General features: G+C 33.1%; 13 protein-coding genes and 1 tRNA gene. 9 read left to right on the top strand and 5 right to left on the bottom strand.

Going from position 1 to position 15,888, the window contains the following annotated elements:
• Positions 1 to 16: 16 nt before the first annotated feature.
• Entirely contained in the window at positions 17 to 3,508 is a 3,492-nt protein-coding gene (gene nifJ, locus BCI_RS02080) for a pyruvate:ferredoxin (flavodoxin) oxidoreductase (RefSeq protein ID WP_011520594.1), read from the top strand.
• Between the two features lie 44 nt (positions 3,509 to 3,552).
• Here the strand turns inward: nifJ and aroE are convergent, their stop codons facing one another.
• Together aroE and BCI_RS02070 are read right to left on the bottom strand one after the other, a co-directional pair.
• Positions 3,553 to 4,380 (bottom strand): shikimate dehydrogenase, encoded by an 828-nt coding sequence (aroE, locus tag BCI_RS02075; protein WP_041574895.1) that lies wholly within the window; start codon positions 4,378 to 4,380, stop codon positions 3,553 to 3,555.
• Positions 4,381 to 4,400: 20 nt separating this feature from the next.
• Complete coding sequence (locus BCI_RS02070; RefSeq protein ID WP_011520592.1) at positions 4,401 to 4,997, bottom strand: L-threonylcarbamoyladenylate synthase type 1 TsaC; 597 nt, start codon at positions 4,995 to 4,997, stop codon at positions 4,401 to 4,403.
• A 231-nt stretch (positions 4,998 to 5,228) separates the two neighbouring features.
• On the opposite strand from BCI_RS02070, the gene def reads away from it, so the two are divergent.
• Complete coding sequence (gene def / locus BCI_RS02065; RefSeq protein ID WP_011520591.1) at positions 5,229 to 5,732, top strand: peptide deformylase; 504 nt, start codon at positions 5,229 to 5,231, stop codon at positions 5,730 to 5,732.
• A gap of 49 nt (positions 5,733 to 5,781) precedes the next feature.
• A complete protein-coding gene (fmt, locus tag BCI_RS02060) occupies positions 5,782 to 6,717 on the top strand; it encodes a methionyl-tRNA formyltransferase (RefSeq protein WP_011520590.1) in 936 nt (311 codons plus the stop codon).
• Between the two features lie 87 nt (positions 6,718 to 6,804).
• Here the strand turns inward: fmt and BCI_RS02055 are convergent.
• Positions 6,805 to 6,889 (bottom strand) — tRNA-Ser (locus BCI_RS02055).
• Positions 6,890 to 7,075: 186 nt separating this feature from the next.
• Between BCI_RS02055 and BCI_RS02050 the strand changes: the two genes are divergently transcribed.
• The 4 genes from BCI_RS02050 to fabA all read left to right on the top strand — a co-directional run bounded on the left by BCI_RS02050 (position 7,076) and on the right by fabA (position 10,414).
• Entirely contained in the window at positions 7,076 to 7,402 is a 327-nt protein-coding gene (locus tag BCI_RS02050) for a TusE/DsrC/DsvC family sulfur relay protein (protein ID WP_041574946.1), read from the top strand.
• A gap of 105 nt (positions 7,403 to 7,507) precedes the next feature.
• Positions 7,508 to 7,825: a heat shock protein HspQ gene (gene hspQ / locus BCI_RS02045; protein WP_011520588.1), complete on the top strand. Its 318-nt coding sequence runs from the start codon at positions 7,508 to 7,510 to the stop codon at positions 7,823 to 7,825.
• A 266-nt stretch (positions 7,826 to 8,091) separates the two neighbouring features.
• Positions 8,092 to 9,846: an AAA family ATPase gene (locus BCI_RS02040; protein WP_011520587.1), complete on the top strand. Its 1,755-nt coding sequence runs from the start codon at positions 8,092 to 8,094 to the stop codon at positions 9,844 to 9,846.
• 46 nt (positions 9,847 to 9,892) lie between these two features.
• Entirely contained in the window at positions 9,893 to 10,414 is a 522-nt protein-coding gene (gene fabA / locus BCI_RS02035) for a bifunctional 3-hydroxydecanoyl-ACP dehydratase/trans-2-decenoyl-ACP isomerase (protein ID WP_011520586.1), read from the top strand.
• A 132-nt stretch (positions 10,415 to 10,546) separates the two neighbouring features.
• Here the strand turns inward: fabA and pyrD are convergent, their stop codons facing one another.
• The gene (gene pyrD / locus BCI_RS02030) at positions 10,547 to 11,557 is read right to left on the bottom strand and encodes a quinone-dependent dihydroorotate dehydrogenase (RefSeq protein ID WP_011520585.1); all 1,011 of its coding nucleotides are present in this window, start codon (positions 11,555 to 11,557) and stop codon (positions 10,547 to 10,549) included.
• Positions 11,558 to 11,982: 425 nt separating this feature from the next.
• Between pyrD and asnS the strand changes: the two genes are divergently transcribed.
• Positions 11,983 to 13,386 carry an asparagine--tRNA ligase gene (asnS, locus tag BCI_RS02025; RefSeq protein ID WP_011520584.1) on the top strand — a complete coding sequence of 468 codons (1,404 nt, stop codon included), beginning with the start codon at positions 11,983 to 11,985 and terminating at the stop codon, positions 13,384 to 13,386.
• An 80-nt stretch (positions 13,387 to 13,466) separates the two neighbouring features.
• Positions 13,467 to 14,657, top strand: coding sequence for an amino acid aminotransferase (locus BCI_RS02020; protein ID WP_011520583.1), 1,191 nt, complete (start codon positions 13,467 to 13,469; stop codon positions 14,655 to 14,657).
• Positions 14,658 to 14,683: 26 nt separating this feature from the next.
• Here the strand turns inward: BCI_RS02020 and BCI_RS02015 are convergent, their stop codons facing one another.
• Entirely contained in the window at positions 14,684 to 15,313 is a 630-nt protein-coding gene (locus BCI_RS02015; RefSeq protein ID WP_011520582.1) for an MBL fold metallo-hydrolase, read from the bottom strand.
• Between the last annotated feature and the right edge of the window lie 575 nt (positions 15,314 to 15,888).

The raw sequence follows: 15,888 nt of genomic DNA, 5'->3' as shown, positions 1-15,888 counted from the left end.
TTTAGAAAGGTTAAGTATGATTACTACAGACGCAAATAATGCGGTAGCCTCTGTTGCCTACCGAGTGAACGAAGTAATTGCTATTTACCCTATTACTCCTAGTTCAACAATGGCGGAACAGGCAAAAACCTGGTTTGATTTAGGGACCACCAATATTTGGGGTGATATACCTAGGGTAGTAGAAATGCAATCTGAAGCTGGAGCAATTGCAACAGTACATGGTGCAATACAAACTGGCGCACTATCTACCTCTTTTACTTCTTCCCAAGGTTTATTACTAATGATTCCTACGCTATATAAAATTGCAGGGCAACTCATGCCTTTTGTGCTACATGTTGCTGCTAGGACTATAGCTACTCATGCATTATCAATCTTCGGAGATCATTCAGATGTTATGTCAGTACGTCAGACTGGTTGTGCCATGTTATGTGCAAGTAATGTACAGGAAGCACAGGATTTTGCTTTAATTGCTCAAATCGCTAGCTTAAATAGTCGTCTACCATTTATCCATTTTTTTGATGGATTTCGTACTTCACATGAAATAACTAAAATAGTTCCTATCTCAGATGATACACTAAAATCAATAATACCTCATGCTGCTATCGACGCACACCGTAGTCGCGCATTAACTCCTGATAGACCAGTTATTCGTGGAACATCAGCTAATCCAGATACCTATTTTCAAACTAGGGAAGCTACTAATTCTTGGTATAAGAATGCTTTTTATCATGTTCAGCAAGCAATGAATAGTTTTGCAACTAGTACTGGCCGTCAATATAATCCGTTTGAATATTATGGCCATATAGAAGCAGATAGGCTAATTATAATTATGGGTTCAGCAATTGGTACCTGCAAAGAAGTCATTGACTATTTACTTAATCGCAATGAAAAAGTTGGTATGGTCAAAGTTAGATTATATCGTCCTTTTTCTGCAACTAATTTACTAGCTATTATTCCGACAACAGTTCAGGCAGTAGCTGTTTTAGATCGTACTAAAGAACCGGGCGCTTTAGCTGAGCCTTTATATCTAGATGTAATGACAGCATTGGCAGAAAGCTATAGTTTAGGTCAACGTAAAACATTACCACGTACTATAGGTGGCCGCTATGGGCTAGCTTCTAAAGAGTTTGATCCTGCGTGTGTAATAGCAATTTTCACAGAACTCACATTATTAAATCCCCGTAAGCGTTTTACAGTAGGAATATTTGATGATGTTACTCAATTATCACTATCAATACCAGATAATCCTTTACCACGTCAGGCTAAATTAGAAGCATTATTCTACGGATTAGGTAGTGATGGTTCAGTATCAGCTGTTAAAAACAATATTAAGATTATTGGAAATAATACATCATTATTTGTACAAGGTTATTTTGTTTATGATTCTAAAAAAGCAGGTAGCTTGACTGTTTCCCATTTAAGAATAAGCCATAAACCAATTAATTCAGCTTACTTAGTCAATCAAGCAGATTATATTAGCTGTAACCAATATTCCTTACTTAATAAATACCATATAATTTCTCGATTACGTCCTAGAGGAATATTTCTAATGAATACTTCTTATAGTTATGAAGAAGTATGGATTAAATTACCACAGGAAGTACAACTACTACTAGTTCAACGTCAAGCGCGTTTTTATGTTATCAATGCTCAGAAGATTGCACTTGAATGTAAACTTGGTAATAGAATTAATACTATTATGCAAATAGCTTTTTTCCAATTAACTAATATTTTAACTATAGATCAAGCACAACAAGCTTTACAACAAGCAGTTATAACTAGCTATAGCCATAAAGGTCAAGAATGGATTAAGTCAAACTTACAAGCAATCAAGGCAGCATGTAACGCACTAATTGAGGTACCTCTTGGTCATATAAATAAAGATAGTCCTATACTGCCACCCATAGTTTCTAATACAGCACCTAATTTTGTCAAAACAGTTACCGCTGTCATACTAGCAGGTCTAGGTGATACTTTACCAGTATCTGCTTTTCCACCAGATGGTACTTGGCCTATAGGTACTGCTCGTTGGGAAAAACGTAATATTGCTGAAACCATTCCAATATGGACAGCTGAGCTTTGTACACAATGTAATTATTGTGTTGCTGCATGCCCACATGCAGCTATACGTGCTAAAGTAGTAGCTCCGACAGCGCTAGATGGCGCTCCTACTAGCCTAAAATTTATTGATGCCAAAATGCGTCATATGTATGGACAAAAATATTTACTGCAAGTAGCACCAGAAGATTGTACAGGTTGTGGACTATGCGTTAAAGTCTGTCCTGCTAGGGACCGGAAGAATAGAGAACATAAAGCTATTAATATGGTTTCACACCTCGATTTTCTTCAAGCAGAGAAAACTAATTACGATTTTTTCCTGAATTTACCTGAAATTAATACCACAATTTTAGAACGTATTGACATACGTACATCGCAGCTAATTACTCCTCTATTTGAATATTCAGGAGCTTGTTCTGGTTGTGGTGAAACACCTTATATAAAAATATTAACTCAGCTTTACGGTGATCGATTATTAATTGCTAATGCTACTGGTTGCTCATCTATTTATAGTGGTAACTTACCAACAACACCTTATACCACTAAAGCTGATGGGCGAGGTCCAGCTTGGGCAAATTCTTTATTTGAGGATAATGCTGAATTTGGTCTTGGCTTCCGTTTAACGATAGATCAACATCGTAAAAGAGTACTACGTTTGCTAAACAAGCACCGTTTGATATTACCTCCATTACTGTTCGAGGGTTTATGTGCAACTGATACTTCAGTAGAAGAGCGTCGAAAACAGATAGCTGAACTACGTATTTTACTGAATAAACTGAAAACAAAAAATACAGAGGTTAATCAGTTATATGACAATGCAGATTATTTAGTTGATAAATCTATATGGCTTATAGGTGGTGATGGATGGGCCTATGATATAGGCTTTGGTGGATTAGATCATGTTTTAAGTTTAACTGAAAACATTAATATTTTAGTACTTGATACCCAATGTTATTCTAACACTGGTGGCCATCAGTCTAAAGCAACACCACTTGGTGCTGTGACTAAGTTTTGTGAACAAGGTAAGCTTAAAGCGCGTAAAGATTTAGGTATAAGCATGATCATGTATGGTCATATTTATGTAGCACAAATTTCTCTTGGCGCTAACATGAATCACTCAGTCAAAACCATTCAAGAAGCAGAAACTTATCCTGGACCGTCTTTAATAATAGCTTATTGTCCATGTGAAGCCCATGGCTATGATCTTGCTCTTAGCCATATTCAAATGCAAAAGCTAACTGCGGCAGGTTTTTGGCCATTATATCGCTTTGATCCACGACGTTATGATGAAGGTAAGTTACCGCTAATATTAGACTCTCGTCTACAAATAAAAGAGCTATCAACTATTTTACTTAATGAGCAACGTTTCCGTAGAAGCAATGTTAATCTAGATATAGAACGAGAAATCAAGCAAAAATATGAATTTTTGGCGCGTATGGCAGGTAGTTAATCCACTTAATAGTAAATATTAAGCTGCAATCTGATATCGATAGATTAGATTGTTCTTTTTAAGAGTTTATTTAGTACAGGGATAATTGATGGTAAAATACCATGCCATAATAAAAAAGAATAAGCAGCCTGGCTGACTAACATACCTAAACCGTTGAGGTATTTTTTTGCGCCATGCTGTCGACACCATGTAATAAATGCGGTATCACCTTCCTGCTGATAACACATATCATAGCAAAATAATTGCTCATGAATCAATGAATAAGGTAAAAAATTACTAAAATTATCAGCTGATGTGGCATTAATTATTAAATCAAATTTAACTTTTTCTAGTTGTAGTTGTTCAATAGGTAAAGTACTCAGATTTTCCATATATTTATAACAACTAACCAGTTTTTTTGCCCCAAGAAAAGTTCGATTCACTAATATAATATTACAATTATAATTGTGTATAAGTGGTGCTATCACCCCACGTGCAGCACCACCAGCACCAACTAATAGTACCCTGCTTTTTATCTTTTTATGTAATACATAAAAATGATGTAAATCACTTATTAAACCAATACCATCAGTATTAGCACCTAACAACAAATTGTTCGGTAATTTTACTATGGTATTAACTGCACCAACAAGCGATGCATGTTTAGTTATATGATCACATAAATTTAAAGCATGCACTTTAAATGGAGCAGTAATATTAGCTCCTCTTCCATTTCTATGGAAGAAATGTTGCAACGTTTGATTGAAAAATACAGAGTTAGTTAAAATACTGCTATAAGACGAATTAATGCCAGTTTCTATGGCGAACAAAGCATAAATCTGCGGTGATAGACTATGTTTAATTGGGTTACCAAAAACAGCAAAAGTATCTATAATAATGCCTCCATAATTTATTAGCCTCGACGAATTAATTGACCACTAATAGCATCACGTATCTCTGATGGAGAATATCGACCTTCTATTATCTGGTCCATTACAGGAAAAGCTGCCCCAAATTGTTGACGCACTTCGCAAATATTACGTGCTGGAGATTGTCCACTTACATTAGCACTAGTAGATACTATTGGTTTACCGAATGCTAGACATAACATTCGAACAGGCTTAAATGCACTAATACGTACCGCTAATGTAGAAAATTTTCCTGTTAACCAACAGGGCGTAGTAGTACGAGCTGGTATAGTCCAAGTTATAGGACCTGGCCATAGAGAAAACATACGGGCACGTTGGTTGATATTCAGACTATTATCATCAATATAGTTAGCTAATTGCTCATAATTAGCAGCAACTAATATTAGGCCTTTTTGCCAATCTCTTTTCTTTAGAGTAAGTAACGTGTGTACTGCTTTTTCGCTATCTGGATCACAACCTAAACCAAACATAGCTTCAGTAGGATACGCAACTACTTGTTGTTGATGCAATAGCTTAATTATATGATAAATTTTTAGCAAAATTATCTCATAGATTAAAAGTGTTCTAATGAAATTCATCATAAGTAAAATCGTTTAAACTAAGATTCTTATTTAATGAAGATAAGAGCAAAGTTATGAATTTCTATGCTATAGTACTATGATTGTTAGATCACGATCAAACTAATTTATTAATACATAATCTTAGGGTTAATTATACTTAATATCATTAAAAGTTATAGTGAATTATGCGATTGAGACATATTATATATATTAATAAGCTAAATATAGCTTTAAAATGAGACGACACTTTATATGTCCTTATTACCAATTTTGTATTACCCTGATCATCGTTTACGTCAAATATCTAAACCAGTGAATAAAATTAATAATAGTATCTATCGTATTGTATACGATATGTTTGATACTATGTACCATAAAAATGGTATTGGTCTAGCTGCACCGCAAGTCAACATTAACTTAAATATTATTGTTATTGATGTATCAGAAAATAAAGAACAGCGTCTGGTACTTATTAATCCTGAGTTATTAGCAAAAAGTGGTGAAACTGGTATTCATGAAGGTTGTTTATCAATACCAGAGCAACATGGATTTGTTCCACGGGCAAAAAATATCAAAGTACGAGCACTAGACTTAAATGGTAATAGCTTTAATTTAGAAACTAATGATCTGCAGGCTATTTGTATTCAACATGAAATGGATCATCTAGTAGGTAAATTATTTATTGATTACCTTTCACCGCTCAAACGTCAGCGTCTTTTGAAAAAAATGAAACAATTAATACGTAATCTAGATTAAGCTAATCAACATTTAACTAAATATTAAAGTAATTATCGTGTGAGAATCTATGCGTATTCTTTTTGCTGGTACGCCAAGTTTTGCGGCTCATTATTTATCGGTTTTAATAAATTCGCCTTATAAAGTTGTTGGTGTCTTAACACAGCCTGATAGAGCTGCAGGGCGTGGTAATTATTTAGCAACTAGTGCCGTTAAACAACTAGCAATAAAACATAATTTACCGGTATTTCAACCAGAATATCTTCATGAAAATAACGGAAAGCACATAATTGAGCATATTAGTGTAGATATTCTTGTCGTAGTAGCCTACGGTATGATTATACCACAGGATATGCTAATGTTTCCTAAGCTAGGTGGTATTAATATACACGGTTCATTATTGCCTCGTTGGAGAGGGGCTGCTCCTATTCAACGAGCATTATGGGCAGGTGATATTAAAACAGGTATAACTATTATTCAGATGGATGATGGACTGGATACTGGTCCTATATTATATCAAGTTGCTTGTAAAATCTTACCTGTTGATACTAGTACTACTTTATACGCTAAATTAGCTAAAATTGGTTCTACTGCTTTACTAGCTACTCTTAAACAGATAATTACTGGTAGCCAAGTAATAGAACCACAGAATAATAAGTTTGCGACCTATGCACGAAAACTAAACAAGAAAGAAGCACGAATAGATTGGCAACTAACTGCTAATCAGTTAGAGCGTTGTATTAGAGCCTTTAATCCTTGGCCAATAAGTTTCTTCAAAATAAGAGATACCATAATTAAGGTATGGGGTGCACAAATAGATGATATTAATTATCATCATATACCTGGTACAATACTATCAGTAGATCCAGTGGGAATTAAGATAGCTACTGGTAAAGGAGCAATAATAATTACGCAAATACAACTAGCTGGAACAAAACAAATGCCAGTTAAAGATTTCCTTAACTCACGTCCTACCTGGTTTATTCCAGGTAACATTTTAGAATAAAAATTTGATTGCTCTTTATGGTAATATAAAATTTAATATTATCTATATAAATATTAGTTAATCTCATTATAAGTGAGAATTAGATTACGGAGGAGGTAGGATTCGAACCCACGGAAAGTCTCCCTTCTCCGGTTTTCAAGACCGGTGCCTTAAACCACTCGACCACTCCTCCATAAATCAACTTACTATAAACATGGTTCATTTTATTGTAAATAGCATTTTTGTTATTTTGTTGCTCTTAGTAATATTTTACTACTATTTGATGATTAAAATTAAACTAATCCCTGTAACTTATAAATCATTTTTATATGCTAAGATATACCTAATTGCTAAGATATACCTAATAGGGAAAATAAAAATGCAATTAAATAACATAGAAATCGCCACGGATATTAAGGGATATTTAATCCGGGCAAGTGATTGGAGTGAGGCATTAGGAGTTGAAATAGCTCGCCGGGAAAAAATTGAGCTTAGAGAAGAACATTGGCAAGTTATATATTTTATGCGTTCTTTTTATTATGAGTTTAATATATCACCAACTGTTCGTATGTTAGTAAAAAGCATGGAACAAAAATATGGCAAGAATAAAGGCAATAGTACTTATTTATTTAATCTTTTTCCTCAAGGTCCTGCTAAACAAGCAGCTAAAATTGCGGGGCTTCCACAACCAGTGAAATGTTTATAAATAATTTTATTACTCTACTATAATAGATAAAATTTATCTGTGTTCCCTTGATTTATTCGTAGCTTCCCCCTATCTTAGTTCTTAGCCCTATTAATAGGAGGCATTATGATAGCTAGCAAATTTGGCATAGGACAACAAGTTCGTCATAAACTTTTTGGGTACTTAGGTGTAATTATTGATGTAGATCCAGAATATTCACTAGATAAGCCCTATATTGACAAAATTGCTGCGGATGATAGCCTACGTACTGCTCCTTGGTATCATGTAGTGATGGAAGATGAAGATGGAAAACCTGTACATACCTATCTTGCAGAAGCTCAACTCGGCTATGAAGCTTTTTTAGAACATCCAGAACAACCAACTCTAGATGAACTAGCTGAATCTATTCGTTTGCAACTACAAGCACCACGTTTAAGAAACTAACAGATATATATGAATGTAGATTATTATTGCTGATTTAAGTCTACTAGATAACTATAGTTAGTTAGGAGTGTTGTTAATTAAAACACTCCATTTTAGTTATTAACTAATAATAGTTAAATTATTTTACTTCCATGAAGTTTTACTAGTGATAAGTAAAAAATATATAGATATCTATGATCTCTAACTACTAGAATTAGAAATTCTATTTTTCTATTATCCAGATAGAATTAATTCATCTTCCTAAATGAGCTAATTACTTAACACATTTGACTAACAATAAATTATTATGGCAGGATTTATTTCCTAATACAAAAAATTTTGAGGCTGTTTTTCAACAACTATATGAGCCTTTAGAATTACCTTTGTTTCATATCCAAAATAGATTAATTAGCTGTTTGAAACAACTTTGTCATTCTAAACATCCTAGTAGTTTTATGTTGCTTAACGCTAGAGAAGAAGAAGAATATTTTCAATTAATTACTGATACAGTTAAAACTATTATGCCTATAGCTCAGAAACCAATAGGTGGAAGATATATAGTCACAGGTATGAATATTCATTGGGATAATAAATCACAAATAAAAGATAATTTCACTGCTAAAGATGTCTGTACTTGGCAAGCTTGGGTAGAACAAGAGCAACTATTTGGAGGATTATACTGCTACAAAGATATTATTAATCTACAACCAGGTTTAGTACACAACATTAATGGTGGTATTTTAGTCATAGGTGCCCATACACTAGTTAGTCAACCTCTATTGTGGTTGCGTTTGAAACAGATGATTCTTAATCAGCGTTTTGATTGGTTACCGGCCAACAACAATCAACCACTTTCAGTTTATATTCCTTCTATGCCAATTAACTTACGACTAATTATAATTGGTGAACATAAAACACTAACTATATTAAATAATATAGATCCTAATATTTTTAGAATAGCATTATATGGAGAATTCGAATTAAATAAGTGTATTAACAATGCTCAAGACATGAAACAATGGTGTTCATGGGTTAATACATTAGCATATAATCAAGGATTTAAAGCTCTAAACCATGATGCTTGGCCAGAATTAATTAAACAAGCGGTACGTTATAGCGGCGATCAGTTTCATTTGCCACTTTGCCCACATTGGCTAACACATAGACTAAAGGAAGCAGCTCTATACTGCAATAAACAACCAATAAATGCCACAGCGTTGTTAGAAAGTAATCGTATCCGCTTTTGGCAGGAAAGTTATCTTTGTGATTTGATACAACAAGAGATAACTGAAGGACAAATTATGGTAGATACGGAAAAAAAAATAACTGGTCAAGTTAATGGACTATCTGTTCTATCTTTTTCTAGTCATCCATTAATTGTTGGTCAACCATCGCGTATTAGTTGCGTAGTATATTTTGGTGATGGAGAAATTAATGATATCGAAAGCAAAGCCGAACTAAGTGGTCATCTTCATACAAAAGGGATGATGATTATGCAAGCATTCCTTATGTCAGTACTTAAGCTAGAACGTCAATTACCTTTTTCTGCATCGTTAGTATTTGAGCAGTCATACGATGAAATAGATGGTGATAGTGCCTCGCTTGCTGAACTAGTAGTACTTATTAGTGCATTAGCCAATCAGCCTATAGATCAACAAATAGCTATTACTGGATCTGTTGATCAATTTGGCAGAGTTCAGTCTATAGGCCACGTCAATGAAAAAATTGAATGTTTTTTTAAACTATGCCAGACACGCGGACTTACTGGTACTCAAGGTGTTATTATTCCTCTCACTAATGTTCGTCATTTATGTTTACATGATGATGTTATTCAAGCAGTACAACTAGGAACTTTTTCGCTATGGCCAGTAAATAATATTTATCAAGCATTAGAAATCCTCACAGCAATGCCTTTTGATCACGAAATTCTTCCAAGTTTAATGAAATATATTCGTGAGCGTATTCTTCAAATTTATAGATATGAACAAAAACAGTTACCATGGTATTTACGTTGGTTAACTAAGCTAATTATAAAAAAATAAATCATTGATCTGTCATTACTAGTATATGAATTAAGGTTGATAAAAGATGATAGAAAAACGTGAATTTTATTCAAAAGAAGATTTAATAGCATCTAGCCGCGGTGAATTATTTGGTGAAAGAGGCCCTCAGCTTCCGGCGCATCAGATGTTAATGATGGACCAGGTAGTTAAAATCACTAAGTATGGTGGACATTATAATAAAGGTTTCATGGAAGCTGAACTAGACATTAAGCCTGATATGTGGTTCTTCTGTTGTCATTTTATTGGAGATCCAGTGATGCCAGGATGCTTAGGTTTAGATGCTATGTGGCAATTAGTAGGTTTCTATCTTGGTTGGATTGGAGGTAAAGGTAAAGGTCGGGCGCTTGGTGTAGGTGAGGTAAAATTTATTGGTCAAATTTTACCTAGTGCTAAAAAAGTTACTTATCGTATTCATTTTAGACGCATTATCCACCGTCAGCTATTAATGGGTATGGCTGATGGTGAAGTTATTTGTGATGGTAAAATAATTTATACCGCCACTGATCTAAAAGTTGGTTTATTTCAAGATCCGACGATTTTATCGTAGACCAATATTGATAAACTTTTAATTAGAGTAATATTATTACTTACTAAAGTAAGTAATAATATTAGATTATATAATGGGTATATATACTCATAAATATATATACGTTATTTTTCTTTCTTATTAAAATTGCGACTAAAGATCGCTAATAATATCCTTAATAAGACGTGGACCATGAAAAATAAAGCTTGAATAAATCTGAATAAGTGTCGCGCCAGCTGCCATTTTTTCTCTTGCTGATATTAGAGAATCAATACCACCAACACCAATAATAGGTAATTTACCTTGTAACTTAGATGATAAAATACGAATAACTTCAGTACTCATTAATTGTAAAGGACGTCCACTTAAACCTCCAGATTGTGAACTATGATCTAATCCATGTACTAATTCTCGACTAGTAGTTGTATTAGTTGCAATAATTCCATCTATCTTATGCTGAACAAGAAGATCAGCCATTTGGATAAGCTCAGATTCAGTCATATCAGGTGTAATTTTAACTGCTATTGGTACATATTTATGGTGATACTCTTGTAGTTTCGCTTGTTTATCTTTTATAGCTCGTAACAAATCATCTAATATTTCTCCAGATTGTAAAGTTGTGAGCTGAGGAGTATTAGGTGATGAGATATTTACTGCAATATAATTAGCGTAAGGATATACTTTTTCCATGCATATCAAATAATCATCTTTTCCTTGTTCTATAGGTGTATCTTTATTTTTACCAATATTAATACCTAAAACACCACCAAAATGTGATTTTTGTATGTTATTAACTAGGTTATCCACACCCTTATTGTTGAATCCCATACGGTTTATCAAACCGTATGCCTTGGTTAATCGGAAAAGTCGTGGTTTTTCATTCCCAATTTGGGCATGCGGTGTTACCGTACCTACCTCAATAAAGCCAAAACCCATAGCACCGAGAGCATCAATGCATTCACCGTTTTTATCTAGTCCAGCAGCTAGACCTAGTGGATTTTTGAAAGCAATACCCATACAGGTAACAGCTTTAGTAGGAACCGATTGTCTTACTAAATATTCTAGCGGGGTACCAGCAATACGTTTGAGCTGCTGAATAGTTAATTCGTGAGCTTTTTCCGGGTCTAGTTGGAATAAGAACTGCCTTATAAGAGGATACAACATGATATCTCCTGATTTTTTTATTTAAACGGTTTTTTTCGTATCTCATAAAAGGAAAATAATGTCATGAACGTATATATGCTTTCTTTCTAACTTAATTCCAAGTTGGCAAACGAACCATAATAAAATATACACCTTTTAATAAACAAAAAGAGCAAAATTTCTAATAGAAAATAAATTTTTTCTTCGAAAATGGTGGTAAGTAGAATTGACTTTACTAACTAAGATATGAAATTTTCTATATGAGCCAAATTTTTGCTAATGTATATAGAAAAAATATTCCMGAATCTAGAAGTAAATTTATACATCTTGATTATAAGATATGTAGCAATAAATAAAGTATACATGCCTAGGTATTATATAAGATATACTTATCAATAACAAGGAATAATTTAGTAATTACTTTTACTAGCGGATAAATAATATTTATGATCATACTACCCATAGCAAAAATATTACAAGGAATTATTTTAGCAGCTGATCATGAAGTCATTGTACAAGGTTGGGTGCGTACTCGTAGGGATTCTAAAGCAGGAATTTCATTTCTTTCTATTTACGATGGATCATGTTTAGATTCATTACAAGTAATAATTAATCATGATCTTCCAAATTATAAAAGTGATGTTTTGCATTTAACTACAGGCTGCTCAGTAGTAATAACTGGAAGTATCGTTACATCAATTGGTGTTGGTCAGCACTTTGAGATACAGGCTAAAAATATTAAAGTACTAGGGTGGGTTAAAAATCCAGAAACATATCCTATAACAGCTAAAAAGCATAGTCTTGAATTTTTAAGAGAAGTAGCACACTTACGCCCACGTACTAATATCATTGGCGCAGTTACTAGAGTACGACATACTTTAGCACAGGCTATTCATCGTTTTATGCATATAGAAGGCTTTTTCTGGGTTTCGACTCCATTAATTACTACTTTTAATTGTGAAGGTGCCGGCGAAATGTTCCGTGTTTCTACACTAGATTTAGAAAATTTACCTTATACCAGTAAAGGTAAGATAAACTATGAAAAAGATTTTTTTGGTAAGGAAGCTTTCCTAACAGTTTCAGGTCAGTTGAATGGAGAAAGTTATGCCTGTGCTTTATCTAAAATATATACTTTTGGCCCTACATTTCGAGCAGAAAACTCGAATACTAGTCGTCATTTAGCAGAGTTTTGGATGGTTGAACCTGAAGTTGCATTTGCTAATTTAACAGATATTGCTATTCTTGCAGAAAAAATGCTGAAGTATATTTTCAATGCTATTTTAATAGAACGTGTTGATGATATCAATTTTTTTGCAGAACAGATTAACAAAAATATTATTAAAAGATTAGAACAATTTATTAGTTCTAATTTTGCTCAAATAGACTATACCGAAGCAATAGATATCTTACAAAATTGTAAGCAAAAGTTTGATCATACTGTATTTTGGGGTATGGATCTGTTTGCTGAGCATGAACGCTATCTTGCTGATAAACATTTTCAAGCTCCAGTCGTCGTAACGAATTATCCAAAGGATATCAAAGCTTTTTATATGCGTATTAACGATGACGGTAAAACTGTAGCAGCGATGGATGTGCTAGCTCCAGGCATTGGTGAAATTATAGGTGGTTCACAACGTGAAGAACGCCTGGCTAAGCTAGATCAACGCTTAGCTGACAGAGGACTAAATATCGAAGATTATTGGTGGTATCGTGATTTACGTAGTTACGGAACTGTGCCTCATTCAGGTTTTGGATTAGGTTTAGAGCGATTAATGATTTATATAACAGGAATGCATAATATTCGTGATGTTATACCATTTCCTAGAAATCCGCGGCAGGCCTCATTTTGACAAAAATAAATTATCTTATAAAGATATCTATATTGTATATGGTTAATAGATAATTAAATCATTATTTTAAAAGACTATTTATGTTTGAATCTATCTCTACTGCTCCTACTGAACCTATTCTAGGCATGCTGGATGTTTTTCGGGCTGACAATAGACAGTATAAAATTAACCTAGGTATCGGAGTATACCAAGACGAAACTGGTAATACACCAATACTTAATAGTGTTAAACAAGCTGAAGCTTTATTACTAGATCAAGAAATAAATAAAAACTATCTTAGTATTGATGGTCTACCAATTTTTAATCATTACACTAAACAGTTATTATTTGGCGTAAATAATACCATAGTTAGTAATATTGTTGCTCGCTGTGCGCAAACACCAGGAGGTACTAGTGCTTTACGCGTAGCCGCTGAATTTTTATTACAGCATACAGCTGCAACGCGCATTTGGATTAGTAATCCTAGTTGGCCAAACCATAAAAATATATTTCAAGCTGCTGGTCTTCAGGTTAAGAAGTATGTTTACTATAATAGTATTAAACATACTATTGATTTTAATGGTATGCTTAATAGCCTTAGCCAAGCTAAAGCTAGTGATATAGTTTTATTTCACGGATGTTGCCATAATCCAAGTGGTATGGATTTAAGTATAGAACAATGGTCTGAACTAGCTAATTTAACAAGAAAAAAACATTTGTTGCCACTATTTGACTTATCTTATCAAGGATTTGCTTCTAGTTTAGAGAATGATACTGAAGGATTAAAAATTTTTTTTCTAACTAATAGTGAATTAATTATCTGTAGTTCTTACTCTAAAATGTTTAGTTTATACAACGAACGTGTTGGAGCTTGTACAATAGTAGCAACAGAAAGCGATATAGTTAATCGTGCATTTAGTCAAATTAAATCAATTATTCGTACTAACTACTCTAACCCACCGGCACATGGTGCATTAATTGTTGCAACTATACTTGGCAATGATAGACTACGTTCAATCTGGGAACGAGAACTACAACATATGCGGGAAAGAATCAAAAAGATGCGTATGTTATTAGTAACAACATTACAAGATAAAAATGTACAACAAGACTTTAGCTTTATTAACCAACAAAATGGTATGTTCTCATTTAGTGGTCTAACCCCCAAACAAGTATTAAAATTACGCCACCAGTTTGGTATTTATTTAGTTAATTCTGGTCGCATTAACGTAGCTGGTATTACTCTCAATAACATAGAGCAACTCTGTGAGGCAATTATTGCAGTACTATAATTATTAACTAAATTAGCTAGATTTTATTACTTGAATGAATAAGTACTACAACGCTCATTACCTATAGTAGACATAGGTCCATGTCCTGGTAAAAAAGTTATATCATCCTCTAGAGAGAATAGCTTCTCATTAATTGAGCGTAGTAATAATGTCAAATTACCACCAGGTAAATCAGTACGTCCAATTGCGCCTTTGAATAAGACATCACCCATATGAATAAATCGATGAACTTTGTTCCAAAGTACAATATGTCCAGGAGAATGACCAGGACAGTGTAATACATAATATTTTTCCAGACCAACGATAATAATATCACCATTTACTAACCAACGATCTGGTAAAAATGAATCTACCGGAGGAACACCAAATATTTTACACTGTTCAGACAGGTTTTCCAATAAAATTTTATCATCAGAGTGAGGACCTATAATAGGGACATCATAGTATCTTGCTAATTTTTTCACTGCTCCAACATGGTCAAAATGACCATGAGTTAGTAATATCTGTGTGATTGTTACATTAAATTTATCTATTTCAAAACATAGTCGTGATGCATCCCCACCTGGATCAATTAATGCGGCATCTTTGGTTTGATCACACCATATAAGTGAACAGTTTTGATTAAATATTGTTACTGGTATAATATGATACTTCATCATATGTTTATGATATCATCCTCTTTATTCAATTAATCATCTCTGTTTTAAATACTAATAACTTATATTATTGCGGATTTTTTTATGAATACTATATATTCTATCAAAAAAAGCTATATAGATATTTGATCTATATGCATATATTTTATGTATATTAATCATTATATATGATGATCTGCTATTAATATTACCAAATATTCTTCTGACCTGAGTAATAACACTTTTTCAATTACTGTTATACCTGCTAACTCACCAGAGAAATAAGGTATATTATGCTACTATTTTATTAGTAGTACTTATTTTATCAAAAAAATATATTGAATAACATTCAATATATTTTTCTGTCTTCTCTATCTTACTTATAACCCAATTTTAGATTAAGCAGTTAAAATATTCGATTTCTTTTATGTTAACTACTTCTTACTTTTTGCAAGAAAAAATGTTGCACTATTCAATAAATATCGTTAGGTTAAATAATGATATTTACTTATTGATCAATAAATCTACTTGTATTAAACATTATATAATACGTTTTATTTATATAAAAAAAATAATTTTATTAATTCATAAATATG

It is taken from the genome of Baumannia cicadellinicola str. Hc (Homalodisca coagulata) (assembly GCF_000013185.1).
Lineage (GTDB): Bacteria > Pseudomonadota > Gammaproteobacteria > Enterobacterales > Enterobacteriaceae > Baumannia > Baumannia cicadellinicola_E.
This window is presented reverse-complemented; position numbering and strand designations above follow the sequence as displayed.

Coding starts and splice junctions, on each gene's coding strand:
- BCI_RS02070 (WP_011520592.1), bottom strand. CDS start 4,997: ATGATGAATTTCATTAGAACACTTTTAATCTATGAGATAATTTTGCTA.
- pyrD (WP_011520585.1), bottom strand. CDS start 11,557: ATGTTGTATCCTCTTATAAGGCAGTTCTTATTCCAACTAGACCCGGAA.
- fabA (WP_011520586.1), top strand. CDS start 9,893: ATGATAGAAAAACGTGAATTTTATTCAAAAGAAGATTTAATAGCATCT.
- BCI_RS02015 (WP_011520582.1), bottom strand. CDS start 15,313: ATGAAGTATCATATTATACCAGTAACAATATTTAATCAAAACTGTTCA.
- asnS (WP_011520584.1), top strand. CDS start 11,983: ATGATCATACTACCCATAGCAAAAATATTACAAGGAATTATTTTAGCA.
- hspQ (WP_011520588.1), top strand. CDS start 7,508: ATGATAGCTAGCAAATTTGGCATAGGACAACAAGTTCGTCATAAACTT.
- fmt (WP_011520590.1), top strand. CDS start 5,782: ATGCGTATTCTTTTTGCTGGTACGCCAAGTTTTGCGGCTCATTATTTA.
- BCI_RS02020 (WP_011520583.1), top strand. CDS start 13,467: ATGTTTGAATCTATCTCTACTGCTCCTACTGAACCTATTCTAGGCATG.
- def (WP_011520591.1), top strand. CDS start 5,229: ATGTCCTTATTACCAATTTTGTATTACCCTGATCATCGTTTACGTCAA.
- nifJ (WP_011520594.1), top strand. CDS start 17: ATGATTACTACAGACGCAAATAATGCGGTAGCCTCTGTTGCCTACCGA.
- BCI_RS02050 (WP_041574946.1), top strand. CDS start 7,076: ATGCAATTAAATAACATAGAAATCGCCACGGATATTAAGGGATATTTA.